This window comes from Bacteroides faecis (assembly GCF_020091505.1).
Lineage (GTDB): Bacteria > Bacteroidota > Bacteroidia > Bacteroidales > Bacteroidaceae > Bacteroides > Bacteroides faecis.
Map to the genome: position 1 here is coordinate 2,326,513 of NZ_CP081916.1, position 23,588 is coordinate 2,350,100.

At 40.8% G+C, this 23,588-nt stretch carries 11 protein-coding genes and 1 pseudogene; 11 read left to right on the top strand and 1 reads right to left on the bottom strand.

The window, feature by feature from the left end; translation table 11 throughout:
* Positions 1 to 108 precede the first annotated feature (108 nt).
* The 8 genes from K6V30_RS09020 (at position 109) to K6V30_RS09055 (ending at position 15,345) form a co-directional block, all read left to right on the top strand.
* Positions 109 to 903, top strand: a complete 795-nt coding sequence (locus K6V30_RS09020; RefSeq protein WP_010536706.1) for a LiaF transmembrane domain-containing protein — start codon at positions 109 to 111, stop codon at positions 901 to 903.
* Positions 904 to 906: 3 nt separating this feature from the next.
* Positions 907 to 1,719 (top strand): LytTR family DNA-binding domain-containing protein, encoded by an 813-nt coding sequence (locus K6V30_RS09025; protein WP_055268606.1) that lies wholly within the window; start codon positions 907 to 909, stop codon positions 1,717 to 1,719.
* Between the two features lie 258 nt (positions 1,720 to 1,977).
* Positions 1,978 to 4,407, top strand: a complete 2,430-nt coding sequence (locus tag K6V30_RS09030; protein WP_117615023.1) for a glycoside hydrolase family 95 protein — start codon at positions 1,978 to 1,980, stop codon at positions 4,405 to 4,407.
* 276 nt (positions 4,408 to 4,683) lie between these two features.
* A complete protein-coding gene (locus K6V30_RS09035) occupies positions 4,684 to 6,318 on the top strand; it encodes a pectate lyase family protein (protein WP_010536709.1) in 1,635 nt (544 codons plus the stop codon).
* Between the two features lie 34 nt (positions 6,319 to 6,352).
* Complete coding sequence (locus K6V30_RS09040; RefSeq protein WP_022302169.1) at positions 6,353 to 8,017, top strand: hypothetical protein; 1,665 nt, start codon at positions 6,353 to 6,355, stop codon at positions 8,015 to 8,017.
* Positions 8,018 to 8,064: 47 nt separating this feature from the next.
* Entirely contained in the window at positions 8,065 to 11,472 is a 3,408-nt protein-coding gene (locus K6V30_RS09045; RefSeq protein WP_224207280.1) for a SusC/RagA family TonB-linked outer membrane protein, read from the top strand.
* A gap of 11 nt (positions 11,473 to 11,483) precedes the next feature.
* A complete protein-coding gene (locus K6V30_RS09050; protein WP_224207281.1) occupies positions 11,484 to 13,562 on the top strand; it encodes a RagB/SusD family nutrient uptake outer membrane protein in 2,079 nt (692 codons plus the stop codon).
* Positions 13,563 to 13,767: 205 nt separating this feature from the next.
* Entirely contained in the window at positions 13,768 to 15,345 is a 1,578-nt protein-coding gene (locus K6V30_RS09055; protein ID WP_055268612.1) for a glycoside hydrolase family 28 protein, read from the top strand.
* A gap of 270 nt (positions 15,346 to 15,615) precedes the next feature.
* Here K6V30_RS09055 and K6V30_RS09060 read toward each other — a convergent pair whose 3' ends face one another.
* Entirely contained in the window at positions 15,616 to 19,965 is a 4,350-nt protein-coding gene (locus K6V30_RS09060; protein ID WP_010536714.1) for a hybrid sensor histidine kinase/response regulator transcription factor, read from the bottom strand.
* A 443-nt stretch (positions 19,966 to 20,408) separates the two neighbouring features.
* Between K6V30_RS09060 and mnmL the strand changes: the two genes are divergently transcribed.
* The 3 genes and pseudogenes from mnmL to nagB all read left to right on the top strand — a co-directional run bounded on the left by mnmL (position 20,409) and on the right by nagB (position 23,500).
* The gene (gene mnmL / locus K6V30_RS09065; RefSeq protein ID WP_010536715.1) at positions 20,409 to 21,383 is read left to right on the top strand and encodes a tRNA modification radical SAM protein MnmL/YtqA; all 975 of its coding nucleotides are present in this window, start codon (positions 20,409 to 20,411) and stop codon (positions 21,381 to 21,383) included.
* Positions 21,384 to 21,439: 56 nt separating this feature from the next.
* Positions 21,440 to 22,636, top strand: a pseudogene (locus K6V30_RS09070) (FprA family A-type flavoprotein).
* A gap of 51 nt (positions 22,637 to 22,687) precedes the next feature.
* Positions 22,688 to 23,500 carry a glucosamine-6-phosphate deaminase gene (gene nagB / locus K6V30_RS09075; RefSeq protein WP_010536717.1) on the top strand — a complete coding sequence of 271 codons (813 nt, stop codon included), beginning with the start codon at positions 22,688 to 22,690 and terminating at the stop codon, positions 23,498 to 23,500.
* The last annotated feature ends 88 nt before the right edge of the window (positions 23,501 to 23,588 follow it).

The window sequence follows — 23,588 nt, forward strand, 5'->3', positions numbered from 1 at the left end:
TTTTTATCCGGTATTCATCGGTTTTCTGACCGGAAATCAACAGAAAAGCCTCTGAGGGCACAAAGAAATGACGTATCTTTGAACCATCAATCATTAATCATAGAAACGATGGAACAGAAATCTAAATTCTCATCTGCTACATGCTTTTCAGGAAAATTTCTGATAGCTTTATTGTTTATCCTTTCAGGAATTCTGTTATTCGCCCGCAATATGGGGTGGATGACTGATGAATTGTTCAGTATGATAGTATCATGGCATTCCTTACTGATTGTATTAGGAATTTATTCGATGATACGCTGTCATTATATTGGTGGAATTATCCTTTTATTAATAGGTGTTTATTTCCTGATAGGAGGTCTTTCGTGGTTGCCTGAGAATTCTCAGGCAATGGTTTGGCCATTTGCCCTGATCATAGTCGGAGTCTTATTTTTCTTCAAGCCTCGTCGCAGAGGACCATGGGATGACAAACAGCGTATGTTTCGTCACCATAAGGAATGGATGCAGCGCGGACGGTGCAGTCAGGCAGGGATGAACTTTACTGACGAACAGCAAAAATACGAATCGGAAGATGGTTTTCTGCGTTCTGATAACACCTTTGGAGCCGCTCGTCATGTAGTACTTGACGAACTATTCAAAGGAGGAGTTGTCCGTACTTCATGCGGAGGGACAACAATTGACCTGCGACATACCCATATCGCACCGGGGGAAACGTATATCGACCTGGATTGCAGCTGGGGAGGAATTGAGATATACGTCCCTTCTGATTGGAAAGTAGTATTTAAATGTAATGCTTTCTTTGGCGGATGCGATGATAAACGTTGGCAAAATGGGAATATTGATAAGGAAAGGGTGTTAGTCATTCGGGGAAGGCTTTCTTTTGGGGGACTGGAGGTTAAAGACTAACGTATGAAAACACATCCGATTATAGATTATCCTTATCGCTGGGTCCCGATGTTGGTGGCAGCACTGGTGTTGGTAGCAGCTCAGGTGGCGATAATGAGTGTATACACGGGCGCGGATTATGTACCTGCTTTCATAGACGGAATAGCAACAATCGGTTGGTTGATGGCATTAGGTTATTTGGCTTGGTTCGTTGTTGGAGTGGTGTCTATCTTTCAGACGGAAGTCATTATTCTGGTGACAGGGATATTGATCTGGATAGCCGGCAGCTTTATGGTTAATGATATCATGACAAGAATAGTAGGTATACCATATATCGCTTTTGCATCTACTATTCCTTTTCGTCTGTTGTTTGGCATTCCGACCTGGGTCGCGATCATACTTTGGTATCGTTTGATTGTTGCCAAAGAAGATGCGCTGAATCAAGAACTGGAAAAAGAGTTGGCAATGCGTCAATCGGTTAGTTTGCCGGAAGAACCGCGGATTGAGCAGATTGACCGTATAACAGTGAAAGACGGTTCGAAAATTCATTTGATTAAAACAGATGAATTAACTTACATACAGGCATGCGGAGATTATGTTATGCTGATTACTCCCTCGGGAGAATATCTGAAAGAACAGACTATGAAGTATTTTGAAACTCATCTGCCTTCCGACACTTTTGTTCGTGTTCATCGTTCTACAATTGTCAACGTTACGCAAATCTCCCGTGTAGAATTGTTTGGAAAAGAAACGTATCAGCTTTTATTGAAGAACGGGGTTAAACTTCGGGTAAGCCTCTCCGGTTATCGATTATTGAAGGAACGGTTAGGAATATAAGAAACGGCTGTTTGATAATACAAATGATTGATTTTTACCCTAGTCAGCTGTTTTTGAGGTATTGATGAGGCGGTTTGCATTTAAATTCATATAAATACAAACTGCCTCATGGGCGTTTTTTCCTCCAATCTTACCAAATTTTACTCTATAAGAAGATTTCTCTGCCTTAACTTTGCCATATCATCGTTTGTTAACTCAAATTGTATATATATGGCTTATAATTTATTTAGAAAATGTTCCCTTTGTCTTGTATTGGTTATGTGTACCGGGATGACGGTTCAATCACAACAAAAGGCTATCCTATGGTATGATAGTCCTGCTCAACATTGGGAGGAGGCGCTACCTTTGGGGAATGGTCGTTTAGGTGCAATGGTATATGGAGATCCGGTCAATGAAGAAATTCAATTGAATGAAGAAACAGTTTCTGCAGGCTCTCCTTATAAAAACTATAATTCAGAAGCTAAAGAAGCTCTTCCAGCTATTCGGAAACTGATTTTTGATGGAAATTATGCCGAGGCGCAATTAATGGCCGGTGAAAAGATTCTTTCTAAAAATGGCTTTGGAATGCCTTATCAAACAGTCGGGAGTCTGCGTTTGCATTTTCAAGGGCAGGAGAACCATACGGATTATCGTCGTGAGTTGGATATAGATAAAGCCCTTGCTATAACTACATATCGAGTGAACGGCGTTGAGTATAAACGTGAAACCTTTACTTCTTTTACGGATCAGTTGGTGATTGTTCGCCTTACTGCTTCCAAGCCTGGTATGTTGACCTTTACTGCAGCATTGACTTGTCCGCAAGCAGTAGAAGTTTCTGTTTCCGGCAAAAATACTATAAAGATGAGTGGCATTACTAAAGGCGATCAATTCACTGAAGGAGCGATACGATTTGCTGCTGATTTGAAGCTTGAACTACAAGGAGGAAAAAGTATAGCACAAGACTCAGTATTATCAGTTAGTAATGCCGATAGTGCTGTGCTTTACATTGCTATGGCGACTAATTTTGTTAACTATAAAGACATTTCTGCTGATGCTGTAAAACGGAATCAGGTTTATCTTAGAAATGCTGGAAAGAACTATTCGAAAGCACTTCAGGAGCATATCGCAGCATATCAGAAATATTATCATCGTGTATCGTTAGACTTAGGATATACTTCTCAGGCTGATAAACCGACAGATGTAAGAGTAAAAGAATTTGCTGTTTCTGATGATCCGCAGTTAATATCACTTTATTTCCAGTATGGTCGTTATCTGCTCATATCTTCTTCACAGCCTGGAGGGCAGCCTGCGAATTTACAGGGGATCTGGAATGATAAGTTGAATCCGGCGTGGAAATGCCGGTACACAACGAATATCAACGCAGAAATGAATTATTGGCCTGCAGAGGTTACCAATTTGAGTGAAATGCATGAGCCATTTTTACAGATGATAAGGGAATTGTATGAGAATGGACAAGAGGCAGCCCGTGAAATGTATGGTTGCCGTGGATGGGTACTGCACCATAATACTGATTTGTGGCGGATGAACGGTGCCGTTGATAAAGCATATTGTGGTACTTGGCCTACTTGCAATGCATGGTTGTGTCATCATTTGTGGGAACGTTATCTTTATTCAGGTGATAAAGATTTTTTGGCTAGTGTATATCCTATAATGAAAAGTGCTTCGGAATTTTTTGTGGATTTCCTTGTCAGGGATCCTAATACAGGATATATGGTGGTAACTCCTAGTAATTCTCCCGAGAATGCTCCTCGTCAGTGGAAAGGAAAAGCTAACTTGTTTGCCGGCATTACGATGGATAATCAGTTAGTATTTGATCTTTTTACAAATACGGAAGCTGCTGCACATATTTTAAATGGAAAAGACGAACAGTTCTGCGATACTATCCGCTCTTTGAAAAAACAACTTCCTCCTATGCAGGTCGGACAATATGGACAATTGCAGGAATGGTTCGAAGATTGGGATAATCCAAACGATCATCATCGGCACCTTTCTCATTTATGGGGACTTTTCCCTGGTTTTCAGATTTCACCTTATTCATCTCCCATACTTTTCGAGGCTACCCGGAATACACTGATGCAGAGAGGTGATCCGTCTACTGGTTGGTCCATGGGGTGGAAAGTTTGTTTTTGGGCAAGATGTCTGGATGGGAATCATGCATTGAAGCTCATTACAAATCAGTTGAACCTGGTATCTCCATTAGTGCAGAAAGGGCAGAGAGGAGGAACCTATCCTAATTTATTTGATGCACATCCTCCTTTTCAGATCGATGGAAATTTTGGTTGTACTGCCGGTATTGCCGAGATGCTTGTACAGAGTCATGACGATGCTGTTCATCTATTGCCGGCTCTGCCTGATGCATGGAGGAATGGGGAAGTGAAAGGACTTCAAACGCGTGGAGGATTTGAAATTGTTTCTTTGAAATGGAAAGACGGAAAAATAGAATCAGTGGTTGTAAAATCTACTATTGGAGGAAATTTACGTTTACGGACTCATAATATGTTGAAAGTGGATGGTAAAGATTACTCTGAATCCAAAAACGACAATCCGAATCCTTTGTTTGCCAAGCAACACATTGCCCGTCCGTTGGTAAGTGAGAAGGCTACATTGAAAGGTATCAGTTTGATGAAGACATATCAATATGATGTACCTACTGAAGCAGGTCAGACTTATACCCAGATAGGGTATTGAGTACTAGCAGGGAATAATTTCTAAAATAGTAGTGTAAAGTAAAATATGGAATTTTTGGTATTTTAATCCTAAAATCTTGTACATGATATTTCTGTGATAAAATAGTGCACCTAAATGCTCAAAAAGTCCCCTCTCTTTGTATTTGATATAACTTACTTTGCGTAAAACTTTTCTGTTAATAGGTGAAAAAGTGAGTAACATTCAACTCTGATTTGTGCCTAACAGATGTTTTGTGAAAAGTATATAGTAAGATGTATTAACTTTAAATTAAGATGGATGAGAAATTATGCATTAATTGAAAAATGGAAAACACAGCATGAAGGTGTTATGTATTATTTTACTAAGTGTCTGTTTTTTGTAGGTTGTACTACGATTTTAGGAGCATGTACTGATGTCAAAGGATTCACTAATATGGACTTGGGCCCTTACGCGAAAGCACCGGAAGTATTGAAAGCTTTTCCTACTGCCGAAGGCTTTGGGAAAAATGCGACAGGGGGTCGTAACGGAGTCGTAGTTAAAGTAACAAACACCAATGATGATGGCGAAGGATCTTTTCGGTGGGCATTGAAACAATGTTCAGAGAATGAGGCTACTACGATTGTTTTTACCGTTTCCGGTAAAATAGAATTGAAGTCGGAGATACGTTGTAAAGCAAAGAATTTCACAATAGCCGGACAGACTGCTCCGGGAGGTGGAATTTGTGTGATAAAGAATGAAGTGAATTTTGGAGGTTCTGAAAATTTTATTATTCGCCATGTGCGTTTCCGTGTAGGGGATAAGGATGCGAGTGGAAAAGATCATAATGCTGCATGCCTCCGTGTGGAAAATGCTAATAACTTTATCATTGACCATTGTTCATTTAGTTGGGCAAGTGAAGAAAATACGGATTTTATTGATACCCATTTTTCTACAGTACAATGGTGCATCTCCAGTGAAGGACTTTATTATTCTGTAAATAAGAAAGGTTCCCGTGGCTATGGCGGTGCATGGGGTGGTACCTCTTCTACTTACCACCATAATTTGTTTGCTCATTGTAATAGCCGTACTCCATTGATGAATGGCGCGAGAGGCAAAGACCCCGGACAGGATATCAATGTATATATGGAATATATTAATAATGTGAACTATAATTGGGGGAGCCAAATGGCTACTTATGGAGGAATGGACGAGTCACAAGATTCGGAACATCATGGATGGTCATGTAACTTTGTGAATAACTACTATAAACCGGGACCTGCTACAACGGCTCGTGTGAAGGAACCGAAATTCTTCCGTCAATCAAGTGCACGTGATCCGGAAAAGGCTCCTTTGCGTGCTGCATCCAAGTGGTTTTTTGATGGAAATGTAATGGAAGGGAATTCTGATCTCACTTCTGACAACTGGAAGGGTATATATACAGATGGTAACTACCCTTATAGTCTTGATGAAATGAAAGCTTCTTCTTTTATTGTATCTTCTGGTAAAGATAATTACGAACAATATTGGTTTGATTGGGAAGCATATACCTTGTCCGAGAATTACGAATCTGCCGAAAAGGCTTTCCAGTCGGTAATCGGTGATAATGGCGCTGGTGCCTTTCCACGGGATAAAGTGGATGCACGTATCATTAAAGACGTGAAGGGGGGAAGTTGCACCTATACGGGAGCCGGTGATGATAAAAGTGGGCCTCTTCCTGGGATAATCAATAGTCCGGAAGAAGCAGAAGGATTTGAAGGGTTGACATATAATACATCCGGAGTTATTACAGATGCAGATAAAGATAGTATGGATGATGCTTGGGAAAAGAAAGTAGGATTGGATCCGACTAATTCGGAAGATCGCAACAAAACTACGGATATTGGGTATACTGCTTTAGAAGTATATATCAATAGTTTGGTGAATGAAAGCATCTCATACAACTTCAAGAAGTAAGATCAATGAAATGTTAATATTAAAATTAAATACTATGAATTTAATGAAATTAATGATGGTAGGCCTCCTGTTGAGTAGCTTCTTGTTTCTGGTGACAGGCTGTTCGGACAATGACGATTCAGGTGCTAAAGTTCTATTACGGCCTGTGGCAACGATGGAGGTCGTACAAAACAAAGCCTATATTAGTTGGAAGAGTGTAGAAGGGGCGACTGAATATGTCGTCGAAGTATATAAGGTGACTAATAAGGAGGAAGAGCTCTATAAAACAGAAACAGTATCAACTGACCAATCTTCCTGTGTTATTGTTTTGGATTGGGAAGAAAATTACAAATTTAAGGTAAAATGTATAGGTAATGGAAGATTGTCCGGTTATTGGGAGACGGAGGTGACAGGGATTCTTTATCGTCCTTTGTCTATTGAGTTGAAGGAAACTCGTACGATTGATACGCAGGCTCTTATCTCATGGTCCCCCAATGATACGGTTGTTATTACGGCTTTGACCGCAGTTCCGGTCGGAGCAGAAGACGATTCACAGGAAATGAAGGTATATCAGGTTTCTTCGGAAGAGTACCTGGCTGGTTCGAAAATTATAGGTGATCTGACTCCTGAAACATCTTATCGTGTCAGTCTGTATTCAGGGGCTGAGCAGACCTCTGAAACTTATCAGGCACGTATCGAAGTAACAACAGAAACTACAGAGAATTTGGATGCGGATTATGGAACGGCAAATCGTGTAGACTTGCGTAACGAACCGTTTGACCCGAATTATTTCAACAGTCTCGATTGGAATTCTATAGCAGAAGGCACCACTTTTATTCTTCCGGCAGGAAAAACATATGTGTTGAATAGTGGTGAATCGATTATTGAATTTGCTCATTCTGTTAATTTTGTAACTCCGCAAACATTGGAGGAGTATCCTACTTTTAGCTTTGATAATGCTTTTCGTGTGGTAGAAGATGGTATGATAGATAAGATAACGTTCAAACGCATCAATCTAAAGGCTGCAAAACCTTTGTCGGAAATGACTAACAACAGTTTGAGCGGCAAACAGGTGATCTGTCCGGAATCTAAAGTCTTCTTGATCAATACGGTCGATTTTACCAATTGTTATATCGAGAATTTCCGTGCTATTGTTCGTTCGAAACAAGCAGGCGGAAGTGTTGAAGCAATTTTATTTAAAGAATGTACAATCAATGCAATAGGTAATCAAGGTATTGTTTCTACAGATGGAAAAAAAGGAAATTATGTAAATGATGTTTCTTTTGATGGATGTACCATAACTAATATTTGTGCTATTGCCGATTTGCGTAATACGGATAGTGGTAAAAATATATCAATTACGAACACGACATTCTGCTATGCCCCTATGGAAAATGCATTTTTATTCCGAGTAGCTGCAAATATTCCCATTAAAATAGAGAATTGCGTTTTTGGTGGCTCTATGAAAATAGACAATAATATTCCGAAGTTTAATGAACTGGGTTCTGGTGGTCAGGATGACTATACGGGAAGTTATCGCTTTAGTCCGGTTAACAGTTTTCAGACAAGTGATCATTCATCAACTAAGGGCAGTCTTGGGCTGAGTGATTCTAAAATGTCGACAACTGGTTTGTTTACCGATCCGGCTAATAACAATTTTAAACTGAATGAATTATTTGAAGGTTGTTCTAGCGTGGGAGCTCCCGAATGGAGAAGATGAACTGCGCATTTAATAAAGGAAATAATATGTATAAATACGTTATATTTATGAAGTACATAAGTTCTTCATCCGTTAAAAAGATAGGTATGCTGTTATGCTTCATCGCATTTGCATTATCTGTTAACGCACAACCCCGGAAAGTAACGGGGCAGATATTGGATGAAAGTGGTCAACCGATTATTGGTGCCACTATAAGGTTGCAAGATTCTCCGACGGGTACTATCACTGATATTGACGGTCATTTCTCTCTGGATGTTCCTGAAGGGAAAAAGGTTGTAGTTTCTTATATAGGCTATATTAAGCAAACTTTTGTTCCTAAAAGTAATACATTAAATATAGTTCTTCAGGAGGATAACCAAAAACTGGATGAAGTGGTTGTGGTTGGTTATGGTAGTATGAAACAGAAGAATATAACCGGTTCTGTTTCGACCATTTCTGCTGAAGAGTTGGAAGACCTTCCTGTATCCAATCTTTCGGAAGCATTGCAAGGAATGGTTAACGGTTTAACAGTAGAATTGGGTTCCAGTCGTCCGGGTACGAATGCTAATGAAGTTTATATTCGTCAGAATCGTACTTTTACCGGTATTTCCAAAGACGGTGGTAACTCGACTCCTCTGATTATTATCGATGACGTCATTCAGCTGGGTACTAATGGGCAGCCGAGCATGGAACAATTCAATATGCTTGATCCTTCGGAAGTGGAGAGCATTACCGTCTTACGTGATGCGAGTGCGGCAATTTATGGTTCGCGTGCTGCCAATGGTGCAATTCTGGTAAAAACCAAAAGAGGTAAAAAGGGAATACCAGTTATTTCTTATTCCGGGAAATTTGCGGTAAATGACGCAGTCAGCCACTCTAAGGTGTTGAAAGGTTCTGATTACGGACGTTTCTATAATGCTTTGGCAATCGGTTCCAACAAGGCGAGTGGATATGACGATTTGGATGTACTTTACAGTGATATGGAATTGGCTGAAATGGATAACCTGAATTATGACTGGCTGGATGAGGCCGGTTGGTCGTCCGCTTTTCAACAGACACACACTCTGAACGTTAATGGTGGCAGTGAACGTGCTACTTATTATGCAGGTGCTACTTATTATGACCAAGGAGCGAATTTGGGGGAACAAAGCTACAAGCGTTATACTTATCGTGCCGGTGTTGATGTGCGTTTGACGAATGACATCAAATTGTCTGCCACTGTTGCCGGTAATGAAGGAAAGTCTGACCAGATATATACAAAAGGAGCGCGTTTTAAACTGTACGGAATGAGTGGAAGTACAGAAAAATCGGACTATAGTGCCTTGCATCATATGCCGAATCATATGCCTTGGAGTGTGATGTTGCCGGATGAGAACGGGGTCGATCAGGAATATTGGCTGGGACCGATAGAGAATACTTATACTAGTCCGAACTTTAATCGTGACTATGTTACTTCCTGGAATTATTTCGCATTGAGCAACAGTGGCTCATTCAGTAAGAACAGGACCAATAGCTGGAATGCTGATATTTCATTGACTTATGAGGTTCCATTTGTGAAGGGACTGTCACTCCGCGCCACATATTCATCTTCACATTCAAGCGAAGCTACAGAACAAGCCAGTTTTCCGTATGAATTAGCTTATGTAGGTGGCAGAATGCCTGCTAATCAACATTTGGTATATACCATTCCGAACAGTTCTTTTAAACAATCGGTTTTCGATAAAAACAGTACCTTATCATTCAAAGATAAACAATCGGACAGACGGCAAATGAACTTTTATGTAAATTATGACCGTACGTTTGGATTACATAGCATTTCGGCAATGGCGTCTATTGAACGTTACGAATCATTCTATGATTCCCGTGATATTGAATATGCTGATCTGGCGCACGATATTTCTGATACTTATTTGGGGGTAGGGGGACCTTCTATCGTAGGAACAGATGGCAAATCTGCATTGACTTCTGATAATACAGTAACATTGAAAGGAGAATCAGGTTCTCTTTCTTATCTGGGACGTATCGCCTATTCGTATGCCGACCGTTATATGTTACAGTTTATTTTCCGTTCGGATGCTTCTACGAAGTTTGCTCCTGAAAACTATTGGGGATTTTTTCCCGGTATTTCTGCCGGTTGGATTCTTTCCGAAGAAGGATGGTTCAAACGTTCACTTCCTTGGTTCGAGTTTCTGAAGATACGCGCATCCTGGGGACGTACGGGACGCGATAATATCAAGATGTGGAAATGGAAAGAACAATATAAGATGGATCTGAAAGGTATGCAGTTCGGAGCTGAGAGTGGTAAACCGGGTACCAGCCTCATACCACAGGCATCTCCTAATCGTAATGTGAAATGGGATGTTTCCGATAAGTTCAATCTTGGTTTTGACACTCGTTTCTTTGATGGTCGTTTAAGTGCTGTATTCGATTTTTACTATGACATTAATGATAACATTCTGAATCAGTTTATGGCAAGCCAACCAGGAATACCTATTTATGCCGGTGGTTCGTATGCGGAAGAGAATTTTGGTCGTGTTGATACATATGGTGGTGAACTTTCTTTGACTTGGCGTGATAAAATCGGAAAAGTAAACTACAATATTGGTATGGATTTTGGTTTAAGTGGTAGTAAAGTGAAAGAATGGGTTCCCGGTTTACGCTATAATAAATATCCTTGCAGCTCAAGTTGGGAGGAAGGAATGTCTACTTATCTGCCTGTATGGGGATTTAAAGTATGGAAAGGTACTTCGATGGGTGATGGTATTTTGCGTACACAAGAAGATATCAATAATTATTGGTATTATCTGGAATCATGGACACCTGAAGGAGGACAAACTAAGTATCTTGATAAAACCAGCAAGGATGATTTGCGTCCGGGCATGGTCGCTTACCAGGACTTAGGAGGTGAAATGGTGAATGGCGTACAGCAGGGTCCTAACGGACAGATTGTTCTTGAACAGGATTATGGGAAATTATGTGAGAAAAACAAAATCTATAATATTTCGACTAGATTGGGTGCTAGTTGGAAGGGACTTTCTATAAGTGCCAACATTGCAACTTCATGGGGTGGTGTACGCTTTATTGACCGTGCTTCTATGGGGGGTAACAAGAGTACGATGATATGGGCACCGGATTCCTTTTGGGGAGATATGTTTGATGAGGTAAACAATCCGTATGGCAAGTATCCCAATTTAGGAGCAGAATCTTTGATCTCCAGTTCAGCTATTGCCAATTCAGATTTCTGGATGATCAGTACGTTCCGCTGCTATATACGTAATTTGTCTGTCAGCTACTCGTTCCCTAAGAAATGGATTGCTCCGTTGAAGATGTCGGCTGTCCGTGTGAATCTGACAGGTAATAATTTATGGGATTTATACAACCCTTACCCTGATCATTATCGTAATATGTATGATTCTTCTTCTACAGAATATCCTACTTTGAGAACATGGTCATTAGGTGTTAATGTTACATTTTAAAAACTGTATCAATGATGAAAAAGAAAAACTTATTATATGCGGGAACTTTAGCTCTGGGAATGTTCATGTCCGGATGTAATGATTCCTTTTTGGATATGAATAATTATGGAGCTTATGATGATTTTGATTCCGAAACCAAAATTACCTGGTATTTGGCAGGGCTTTATCAGAATTGCTTTGAGAATTACACTTCTCCGGCATCTCAGTACTTGGGATTGCATACAGCTTATGCGCAGGACTTCAATGAGTTTACAGATGAGATGTGGGGTATTACTTCTACCAGCCGGATTGACCCGAGTACCCAATATTCGACAATTGATGATATAAAGACACAGACTGATGCTTCCAGTGGTAAAAGTTATGATCCGTTGTTTGCCGGTTATTTTGGAAAGGCATTAGGTTCAAGCATTACCAATAATGCCTATACACGCATTCGTAATTGTAATGTTTTACTTCGTGATATAAATGCTTCCTCCGTTTCGCAGGAGACTAAAGATCAAGCCAAAGGTCAGGCACTCTTTTTGCGTGCCATGCAATTGTTCGATTTGGTTCGTATGTATGGTTGTGTACCTATTGTGACAACCGTGTTGAATGCGGAAGCGACCGATGCAGGACTACCAAGAGCTTCTGTAACTCAGTGTATAGATCAGATAGTGAAAGATTTGACCGAGGCGTCTACTTTATTGCCGGACGAATGGGGGACAAACGACTACGGTCGGTTGACACGGGGTGGTGCATTAGCTTATAAAAGTCGTGTCTTGCTATTCTATGCCAGCCCTATTTTTAATAAAAATTGGAATGATGCTGGTAATATCCGTTGGCAACAAGCATTGAAAGCCACTCAAGACGCTATGTCGGGCATTACTGCCAGTGGCTTGAACGGTGTGACTGATGCTGTAACTTGGGGCAAGATACTTGCTGATGATGATAACGAACATTCCAATAGAGAGACGTTAGTTGTCAGATTATTGGCAAAGGAAAGTAATTCTTCGTTGGGTTACAAAAACAATCGTTGGGAAAAGTCTATTCGACTGACTTCTCAGGGAGGTAGCGGTGGAAAAGGTGTACCTATTGAATTAATAGATGTATTCCCGATGGCTGATGGAACCCTTCCCGATGCTAGTCACAGAGTGGTAGATGGAAGTTTACGTTTCATGGAATATCGTGATCCACGTTTTTACCAGACATTTGCATTCAGTGGTTTAAAGTGGGGACATAAAGCGTTGACTAATGATACCGTTTGGGCTTATCGTTGGAGAACTTCAGAATCAACCACTAGTGGATTTGCATATAGTGAAGGCGTAAATATAACTAGTCCGGTGTGTGTACGTAAGATGAGTGGGCTCAATACGGCTTCGGATAATAACTATGAAGCTTCAGGTGTACATATTTATGATTTTCGTTACGCGGAATTACAGTTGAATCTGGCCGAATGTTATGCGGCGACCAATCAGATAGACTTATGTAAACAAACAATTGGAAAATTGCGTGCCCGTGTCGGTATTCCGTCAGATAACAACTATGGATTGGATACTTATGTGACAGATCGTGCTTCAGCACTCGCTGCTTGTTTACGCGAACGTCAGGTTGAGTTGGCTTTTGAAGGAAAACGGTACTGGGATATTTGGCGTTGGATGCTTTATGATGGAGGACAAGGGGAAAATATGCAGTTAAGCACTACAAATACTTGTTCTTTCTTGGGCATAACTCCGTTGACTGAGAAATATCGTACAGCTAAATATGTAGATGTAAAAGATGGATATACACCTGGCAGCAAAGATGTATTGGCAGATCTTCGTAAGACTATTTTTGCTGACCCTGAGTCAGTCGATTTTCAGGACCAACTTAAAAAGGTTGCCGATTTTTGGGAAGCTAACTTCCAGTATGGGGAACCCAATGCGCAACCGGATAAGAATAATAATAATGAATGGATTAAGATGGGCTGGAGATCTAATTATTATATGATGGGGCTATCGAAGGATATTCTGGACAATAACTCCTGGCTCGGACAAACCAAAGGTTGGACAGACCAGAACGGTGCTGCCGGAACTATAGATTGGCAAGATGATGAAACTCTAACCATAGATTAAAGGCGTTTTCAGGATTAAATAAAAGGCCATAGTAAGGGAATATTCATAATATTTTCTGCTATGGCTTTTTTATGGACAATTCTTCGGATGCGTATTATTAGCAAATGAATGACGAACGACTATTTTTTACTCCTTATCTATCAATATTTGAACTTAATGGTAGTGTACTTCCATTATTTTTGTCGATAATATAAATTTTAAAAAGATGAATACACTTTTGAAAAAGGATTTGAGAGTTATGATGACAGGTCTATTGATGTTTATATCATGCCTGGCTTATTCGAATCCGGGAAATGGAACTAAAGAGAAAGAAGATGTGTACAAGAATCTTCCGTTTTCGATGCCTGAAGTGAGCAAACCTTCCTTTCCCGATTATGAGGTTAATATCCGTGATTTCGGCGCACTCAGTGATGGTGTTACCTTGAATACAGAGGCGATAAACAATGCAATCAAAACGGTAAGCTCCAAAGGAGGAGGGAAAGTTATCATACCCGAAGGGTTATGGTTGACGGGGCCCGTTGTACTTTTGAGTAACGTTAATCTATATACTGAGAAGAATGCTCTTATTGTATTTAGCAGCGATACATCTCTATATCCCATCATCGAAGCTTCTTTCGAAGGGCTGGACACCAAGCGTTGCCAATCGCCGATTTCGGCAATGAATGCTGAGAATATAGCCATCACCGGCAGTGGTGTTTTCGACGGGGCAGGAGATAGATGGCGTCCGGTCAAGAAAGATAAGATGACGGAACGGCAATGGAAAAATCTGGTGAGTTCGGGTGGTAAAGTGGATGAGAATGGAAAGGTATGGTATCCTGATGCGGGTGCTTTGAAAGCCTCTGTACTTATGACCGGACAAAATAGCGGACAGAAAGAAATAACCGATGAAGAGTGGATTTACATGAAAAGCTGGTTGCGTCCTGTTATGCTGAGTATAGTAAAAAGTAAACGGATTCTGCTGGAAGGGGTGACTTTCAAGAACTCACCGGGCTGGTGTATCCATCCTTTGTCCTGCGAATCTTTGACTTTGAACGATGTGAAGGTATTCAATCCCTGGTATTCGCAAAATGGCGATGCGTTGGATGTGGAGTCGTGTAAAAATGTACTGGTCACTAATTGTTTCTTTGATGCGGGGGATGATGCTATCTGTCTGAAATCGGGTAAAGATGAGGATGGACGCAGGCGGGGGGAACCTTGTGAAAACGTGATTATTAAGAATAATACAGTTTTGCATGGGCATGGCGGATTCGTAATCGGCAGCGAAATGTCCGGTGGTGTTCGGAATGTATATGTATCGGGCTGTTCTTTCGTGGGCACAGATGTAGGTCTGCGGTTTAAGAGTACACGCGGACGTGGTGGCGTAGTGGAGAATATTTTCATAGATAATATCAATATGATTGATATTCCCAATGATGCTCTGACGATGGATTTGTATTATGCTGTCAATGACTCTCCGGAAACTCCGATACCGGATGTAAATGAGGAAACTCCTGTTTTCAGGAATATTTATATTTCAAATGTTCTTTGCAGAGGTGCGGGCCGGGCAGTCTATTTCAACGGACTGCCGGAAATGCCTCTAAAGAATATCCTTATCAAGAACATGACTGTAACTAATGCCAAGAAAGGTATTGTAATCAATCAGGCTTCTCAGGTAAATATGGAGAATATCAAAGTGGAGGATTCCGAGATTCCGGCCATACAGATAGAAAATGCTACAGGTGTCATTATTAACGGAAAAGAATATAAAAAGGATTCCGGAAAGATGCTACTTTCCGGAAATTAGTGGAACAAATAGATTCGGGACTGTTACTAATTTGTTGGAAATTAGTGATAAATACGTATTCTGCTAGTCAAAATCTTCTATGGTTTTGGTTGTTTTCTTTCGTCTCACCTGGGTGAGACGAAAGAAAACAACTGATTATGATGATTAATGAATACATATGGTCGGCTAATGTACCGTAATAGCACATTAGTTTATAACCGTACAATTCAGTTCATTCTTGTAGAGTCCGAAATTGTTCTTATATGGACTTTGCGGAAAGCCTTTCTTCTTTTATTTCTTTTCTTTATATTCGGAAGGCGTAATACCTACTATCTTCTTGAAGCATTTACTGAAATACTTCGGGTCATTGAAACCGGTCATATAGGCTACCTGTGAGAAATTATATTCCCCGCTGTCTATTAGCTGTGCTGCACGTTTGATGCGTACTTCACGTATGAAATCTACAGGAGTCAGGCCGATGATGGACTTTAGTTTTCGGTAGAAGATGGTACGGCTAAGCATCAGATGCTCTGCAAATTCGTCGATGGTCAGTTCGGCATTATCCATCTGTTCTTCTATGAACTCCATTACCTTTTGCATGAATTGCTCGTCATAAGGAGTAATCTGCGGTTGCGACGGGGTAAGAGCTTCTGCGACAGCTATTTTTTTTCCTTCCGTCAGTTTGGCCATATAGATTTCCTGCAAGGATTTGCGTTGGCGGAGCAGTGAAGCGATACGTGTTTTCAGATATGTAGCGCTGAAAGGTTTCGTGATATAGTCATCTACACCTTGCTCCAGTCCGGCAATCCGGTCATCCAAAGAGGCTTTTGCCGATAATACAATAATGGGAATGTGGCAGATGTTGTTGTTTTCTTTGATTTGCCGAATCATCTCGAGACCGTCCATAACCGGCATCATTACGTCACTGATGATAAGATCGGGTATATTATCAACTGCGTGTTGCAATCCTTTTTTTCCGTTCGGAGCGGTGATAACAGTGTAATTCTCAGATAAGATGTTCTTTAAGAAAGCTTTTAGTTCCTCGTTGTCCTCAACCACCAATATAGTAAACGTATCCGGAACCGTATTATTTACCATATCTTCTTTGTCTTCCGCTTCTGGTCTTTTCTCAGTCTGGAGGCAACTGTCCGGACGAGTAGCCGGACTTTGGCTGTCATTCAGAATAAATTCCACTTGACTATCTTGTTCGAAGACTTCTTTTTGGAGAGGCAGAGTTACCACGAAACGGCTTCCTGCTTCCGGTTCGCTTGTTACTTTGATTGTACCATGATGCATATCGACCATTTCTTTTACCAATGACAGACCGATGCCGGAAGACGGTTGGAGCATATTTTGTTGGGCTAGTGTTTCAAAGCGTTGAAACAAATTGCGTAGTTTAGTTGGTTCAATCCCGATGCCCTCATCCACAACAGAGATCGTCACTTTATCCATCCGTTTTGTCACTTCTATTATAATCGCCTTTTCAGCTGGTGTATATTTGAATGCGTTGGATATCAGATTAAAGAATATCTTTTCGAACTTATCGCGGTCTACCCATGCATATATTGACTTAAGTTCGCTCTCTAACCGGAAATTAATCTTCTTTTCTTCTGCAATCAAGCGGAAGTTGATCATTACTTTTTCAAGAAGTGGAATCAGGTCTGTCTTCTCCACAAGCACTTTCATCTTCTGATTCTGTATTTTGCGGAAGTCCAGAATCTGATTCATGAGACGTAACATACGTTCGGCGTTCTTTTGTACCACAGCCAGATGTTCACGGGCTGTGGCGGATAAATCTTCATTTTCCAGTACTTCATTGACCGGACTGCTGATCAGGGTCAGTGGTGTCCGAAGCTCGTGAGATATGTCGGTAAAGAAACGGAGCTTGATATTGGATAATTGTTGCTCGATATCTACTTGATGGCGTAAACGATAAATGTAAAAGAGTACATATACGATAGTACCTGTAAAGAGAATAAAGAGAATAAGGTAAAGAAGCCATGCCCAGCCCGTTTCCCAGAAAGTAGGCAGTACGTTGATAGATAAAGTGCGGATATTGTTCATCCATACGCCATCACTGTTGGTAGATTTGATTTGCAGTTTATAATTGCCATTCGGCAGGTTGATGTAGCTGGCAGAGCGGTTTTTGTCCCCGTCATGCCATTCTTCTTCCAATCCTTTCAATCGATATGCGTAGCGGATTTCTTTAGAATCGACATAATCAAGTGCTGCAAACTGGAAAGTAACATTCCGCTGGGAAGGTTTAAGGCGTAATTCTTCCAGATCGTCAATGGCGATGACAGAAGATTGACCTTGCACTTTCAACCCGGTGAAGACGATAGGGGGAACATAGGTACTTTTCTGCATTTCTTTGGGAGAAATTTCAATGAAGCCTTTATCTGTACCGAATACAATTTGATTTCGTGCGTTGATCACTGGAGCTGCTTCTGAAAAACTGAATTCCTGGTGTAGAGAGTTCAGTCCATAATTTTCAAAAGCCTCTCTTTGTGTGTCGAACTTGGAAATTGCATTCTCGGAAAGGATCCATAAGTTACCTTGTTGGTCTTCTTGTATGGCCTGTACCAAGTCTGAAGCAAGGCCATCATCGGTTGTATATGTCTTGAACTCAATCTTATTGCTGAGTAGATTCTTGGACACGATTTGGCTGATACCTCCTGTAAAGCTGGCTATGTAGGTTCGTTTTTGCTTGTCAGTGTACGTATGCATCACATCGTTTCCGCTCAGGCTGGTACTTATTCCTGACTCGCAACAATTACGATAAAACTTGATTTCTTCCGGTCTCTCAAATTGATTGGAGAAAGTCAGTAGTCCGTTGGTTGTTCCTATCAACAGCACACCGCCCGGTGCTTCGGATATGTGGCGGACTTTTGAAGCGTAGCCGGTCGGGTAATTTTTCAACTCATTATCGCTGTGTATAAATTCTGTCTTTCCGTTCTTGTTGCAGGTCAGTAGATTGATTCCTCCACCGTAGCAGCCTATCCAGATACGTTTATGGCTATCTTGAAAAATGGAATATACACTGTTGCCGCTCAAACTGTATGGCATATTCGGTTGATGAGTGAATTGTTGTACGGAATAGGAATCCGGCGACTTTTTCTTTAACAGATAAATGCCGTTTTCTTTTGTTCCTATCCAGATATTGCCTTCATGGTCTTCAAGAAAGCAATATACACTTGTAAAGCTATGCTTGTCTTTGCTTATTTTTCCTTGTGGTGTCAGATAGCCTCCCAACTGTCCGTCCGGTTGGTACACTCTGATGACCTGTGCCTTCGAAGAAACCCACACCCTCTTTTCACTGTCGCATAAAAAAGCACGGGTCTCAAATCCATCGTCAATATGCACCAGATTATAAGTATGCGGGAAGAAAGACAATTTGTAAATGCCGCGTGCACTGGTCAGCCAGCAATTACCCTGATTGTCTAATGTATAAAAACGGACGAGCGGACTGAAAACAGACTTCGGATTGTTGCTGTCCTTCAGCATGGATTTCAGTTCTTTCTTTTCACGGTCATAATAAGACAGATTCCCTTCAGGAGGGAGAATCCACAACGTGTGTTGCTGGTCTTCAAAGATTACATTCTTGTTTTTCCGTTCATATCTGATCACTTCGTTGGCTGGTGTGAACAAATGCTGCATTTCCTCGGTAGATGGATTATAACGGATTACTCCTGTCGTTTTGGGGAATATCCATAGTTCCTTGTAATGGTCTTGATAAACAGACTGTACGACGCTGGAAGGTTGTGTTGATGTGCGTATATCAATTAACTGGAATTTTTTTTCTTTTATCTTATAAATAATCAGCCCGTTGTCTGTAGCCAGCAAAAGTGTATTGGAGTCAAATTTCTTGACTTCGTTAATCATCGAAACATGATAAGGAATCTCTATGAATTTGAATTGTCTGCTCTTAAAATTGTAAGAGGCCAATTTGTCCGATTGGGAAACTAAATAAATAATTCCATCCGCTTCTTTGATATATTGAAACGGGAAATCGCTGTCTACCTGCTTTTTCCCTACAATAGAAATACCTTTGTTGGTCAGTATCCATTCATCACCTTCGGAATCTTCAAAAACTGTATAGATTTTGTCTCCTTTTAGGTTTTGTTTAAAAGCACTGTATAAAGTAATTCCTTTCCCCTGTTTGCAAAGTTGATCGTCAATACGGACGGCGACACATTCATTTTGAAATGTGATCCAGGAAACACCTTTTGAGAGAGTATAAATATGGTCGGCATAATTGTTCACTATCATGGATTCTGCCACAGAGCTCAGGACATCGATAAACTTCTCCGTTTGGTTATCGAACATATACACACGTCCGTCATAGACTTGACACCAGATATCTCCATATTTAGTCTCCGCTATCTGGCTGATTCGATTGGTATTTAGAATATAAGCATCTTTATAGGATGTTTTATAGTTTTTGAATGTATACCCGTCAAATTTGTTCAGACCGTTCCAGGTTCCGAACCATAAAAATCCTTTTTTATCTTGTATAATAGTCTGGACTATTCCTTGTGACATTCCATCATTAACGGAATAATGTTTGATTTGATAGGTAGGTTGGGCTACTAGTATGCAATAATTGAGAAGAGAAATAAGGAGGAACAATATGTGTTTCATAATATTGGTGTTTTTGTTCGAACAAAAATAAGCAAAAGGATGGAAAACAAGAACTCCGGGCGGTACATTGAACAGATAATACGAAAGTTTGCCTATTTTTTCCTCTTTCTAGGTATCCTTCCGGCTTACTTATGCTAAAAATCCTCTTTACATTCTGTTTTTAGAACATAAAGAGGATAGTTTATTGACGAGAGTCGCATGGGGTATGGTGAGATGAAATCATAATTGGGGAATAATTGCACAAGACTTTCACAAGTATCCTCCCGTCAATGCTTAAAATCACACAAAACTAACTAAATACTTTCTGCTTTCGCAATAAATATTAATTTATCTTATGCACTTTATGTTTTTTTTAATATATTGAAGATATTTTGGGGCATCTTTCTGTAACTCGCTGTTTTTTCTTATGTTTGCCACACAAATAACAAATGAATTAAATAGATATGTCTCATCAAATACAATATAATGATTTTCCGACCTTTCTGCGAAAGTATTTTCCTTACAAAGTGCAGAAAATATCATTAAATGCCGGCTTTACTTGTCCTAATCGGGATGGAACAAAAGGATGGGGAGGCTGCACTTATTGCAATAACCAGACTTTCAATCCGGACTACTGTCGGACGGAAAAGTCAGTCGCTACCCAACTGGAGGAAGGGAAGTGTTTCTTTGCCCATAAATATCCGGAAATGAAATACCTGGCATACTTCCAGGCATATACCAATACTTATGCGGAATTAGAGGGATTAAAGCGTAAATACGAGGAAGCATTGCAGGTGGATGGGGTAGTAGGACTGGTGATCGGTACACGTCCGGATTGTATGCCGGAAGACCTGCTCCGTTATTTGGAAGAACTCAATAAGCATACTTTTTTGATGGTGGAATATGGCATAGAGAGTGTGAGTGATGAGACTTTGCGGCGCATCAATCGCGGACATACTTATGCGGATACAGTAGAAGCGGTTCAGCGTACTGCTGCCTGTGGTATATTGACAGGCGGACACATCATTCTTGGTCTTCCTGGAGAAACACATGACACAATGGTGGCGCAGGCAGGAATGCTTTCCGAACTTCCTCTGTCTACTCTCAAAATTCATCAGTTACAGTTAATCCGTGGTACTCGTATGGCGCATGAATACGAAGAAAACCCGACAGGCTTTCATCTGTTTAGGGAAGTAGACGAATATATTGACCTGGTAATTGATTATGTAGAGCATCTTCATCCGGATCTGGTGCTGGAACGTTTTGTCTCGCAGTCTCCCAAGGAATTACTGATTGCTCCGGACTGGGGGCTGAAGAATTATGAATTTGTAACTCGTTTGCAAAAAAGAATGAAAGAAAGGGGAGCTTATCAAGGTAAGAAGTACAGGGATTCAGAAAAAAGAGTTATTTTTGCGGAAGATAACTTCACCACAGAGTAAATCTCTGTTTTTAAGGGAATCATAGCTGGTGAGCAGAAATTAATTAAAGTTGAAGAATGGAACAGAAAACAAGAATTAAAGGAAATGTCCACTATGTGGGAGTGAATGACCGTAATAAACACCGTTTTGAGGCGTTGTGGCCATTACCCTATGGAGTTTCGTATAACTCTTATTTGATTGATGATGAAATGGTGGCGTTGGTGGATACTGTGGATATTTGTTATTTTGAAGTCTATTTGCGTAAAATCAAGCAAGTAATCGGTGAACGCCCTATTAACTATTTGATTATAAATCATATGGAACCGGATCACTCGGGCTCCATCCGATTGATTAAACAGCACTATCCGGATATTATCATTGTTGGTAATAAGCAGACCTTTGGCATGATTGAAGGATTCTATGGTGTGACCGGCGAGCAGTATCTGGTGAAAGACGGAGATTTCCTTGCCTTAGGCAAGCATATGCTTCGTTTCTATATGACTCCAATGGTGCACTGGCCTGAGACAATGATGACATTCGATGAAACAGACGGAATCCTTTTCTCCGGTGATGGATTCGGATGTTTTGGTACAGTGGACGGCGGATTTCTGGATACCCGTATCAATGTAGATAAGTATTGGGGGGAAATGGTTCGTTACTACTCCAATATCGTAGGCAAGTACGGTAGTCCGGTACAGAAAGCATTGTAAAAGTTGGGAGGACTGCCTATTACTACCATTTGTTCTACGCATGGGCCGGTATGGACAGAAAATATAGCCAAGGTGATCGGAATTTACGACCGTTTGAGCCGCTACGATGCGGATGAGGGGGTGGTGATCGCCTATGGCAGCATGTATGGAAATACGGAGCAGATGGCGGAAGCTATTGCTGAAGAACTCTCCGCACAGGGAATCAAAAATATCGTTATGCACAATGTGAGTAAAAGTGATCCTTCTTATATCATTGCGGATATTTTCCGTTATAAGGGTTTGATTATCGGTTCTCCCACATATAGCAATCAGATTTTCCCGGAAGTGGAATCGTTGTTATCGAAGATTCTGGTTCGCGAACTTAAGGGACGTTATCTGGGCTACTTCGGTTCCTTCACATGGGCAGGAGCTGCTGTGAAGCGTATGGCTGAATTTGCGGAAAAGAGCAAGTTCGAACTGGTGGGCGATCCGGTAGAGATGAAGCAGGCGATGAAAGACATTACCTATACCCAGTGCGAGAATTTAGCGCATGCGATGGCGGACCGTTTGAAGAAAGACCGTTAAAACGATGAGTGAGATAATTATTAATTGACTAACCTATAAAACAATCGACTTATGAGACTTATTATTCAGCCGGACTATCAGTCCGTATCTCAGTGGGCTGCACATTATGTTGCTGCAAAAATAAAAGCTGCCAATCCAACCCCCGAAAAACCATTTGTATTGGGCTGCCCTACCGGATCTTCTCCTCTGGGTATGTATAAAGCTTTGATCGACCTTAATAAGAAAGGAATTGTTTCTTTCCAAAATGTAGTAACATTCAATATGGATGAATATGTTGGTTTGCCGAAGGAACATCCGGAAAGCTACTATTCTTTTATGTGGAATAACTTCTTTGGTCATATTGATATCAAACCGGAGAATACAAATATTCTGAATGGTAACGCTCCTGACTTGGATGCAGAGTGTGCACGTTATGAGGAAAAGATTAAGTCTTACGGTGGCATTGATCTTTTCATGGGTGGTATCGGTCCTGACGGACACATCGCTTTCAACGAACCGGGTTCCTCACTGACTTCCCGCACTCGTCAGAAAACATTGACGATGGATACTATCATTGCTAATTCCCGTTTCTTCGACAATGACATCAATAAGGTTCCAAAGACTTCTCTGACAGTTGGAGTCGGTACGGTACTTTCTGCAAAAGAAGTGATGATCATTGTAAACGGACATAACAAAGCCCGTGCTTTGTATCATGCAGTAGAAGGTGCTATCACACAGATGTGGACTATCAGTGCATTGCAGATGCATGAAAAAGGTATCATCGTTTGTGACGATGCTGCTACTGTAGAACTGAAAGTGGGTACTTACCGTTACTTCAAAGATATTGAGGCTACACACTTAGATCCCGAATCTTTGATCAAGTAAGAGGATTTTAGGCACGGATGACGCGGATTAACACGGTTTTAGATACTCAACTTAATCTCTAAAAACCGTGAAATCCGCGTCATCCGTG

Bases quoted from the DNA above. Each gene is read 5' to 3' on its own strand.
- K6V30_RS09045 (WP_224207280.1), top strand. From the start codon at position 8,065: ATGAAGTACATAAGTTCTTCATCCGTTAAAAAGATAGGTATGCTGTTA.
- K6V30_RS09030 (WP_117615023.1), top strand. From the start codon at position 1,978: ATGTGTACCGGGATGACGGTTCAATCACAACAAAAGGCTATCCTATGG.
- K6V30_RS09025 (WP_055268606.1), top strand. From the start codon at position 907: ATGAAAACACATCCGATTATAGATTATCCTTATCGCTGGGTCCCGATG.
- K6V30_RS09035 (WP_010536709.1), top strand. From the start codon at position 4,684: ATGAGAAATTATGCATTAATTGAAAAATGGAAAACACAGCATGAAGGT.
- K6V30_RS09040 (WP_022302169.1), top strand. From the start codon at position 6,353: ATGAATTTAATGAAATTAATGATGGTAGGCCTCCTGTTGAGTAGCTTC.
- K6V30_RS09050 (WP_224207281.1), top strand. From the start codon at position 11,484: ATGATGAAAAAGAAAAACTTATTATATGCGGGAACTTTAGCTCTGGGA.
- mnmL (WP_010536715.1), top strand. From the start codon at position 20,409: ATGTCTCATCAAATACAATATAATGATTTTCCGACCTTTCTGCGAAAG.
- nagB (WP_010536717.1), top strand. From the start codon at position 22,688: ATGAGACTTATTATTCAGCCGGACTATCAGTCCGTATCTCAGTGGGCT.
- K6V30_RS09055 (WP_055268612.1), top strand. From the start codon at position 13,768: ATGAATACACTTTTGAAAAAGGATTTGAGAGTTATGATGACAGGTCTA.
- K6V30_RS09020 (WP_010536706.1), top strand. From the start codon at position 109: ATGGAACAGAAATCTAAATTCTCATCTGCTACATGCTTTTCAGGAAAA.
- K6V30_RS09060 (WP_010536714.1), bottom strand. From the start codon at position 19,965: ATGAAACACATATTGTTCCTCCTTATTTCTCTTCTCAATTATTGCATA.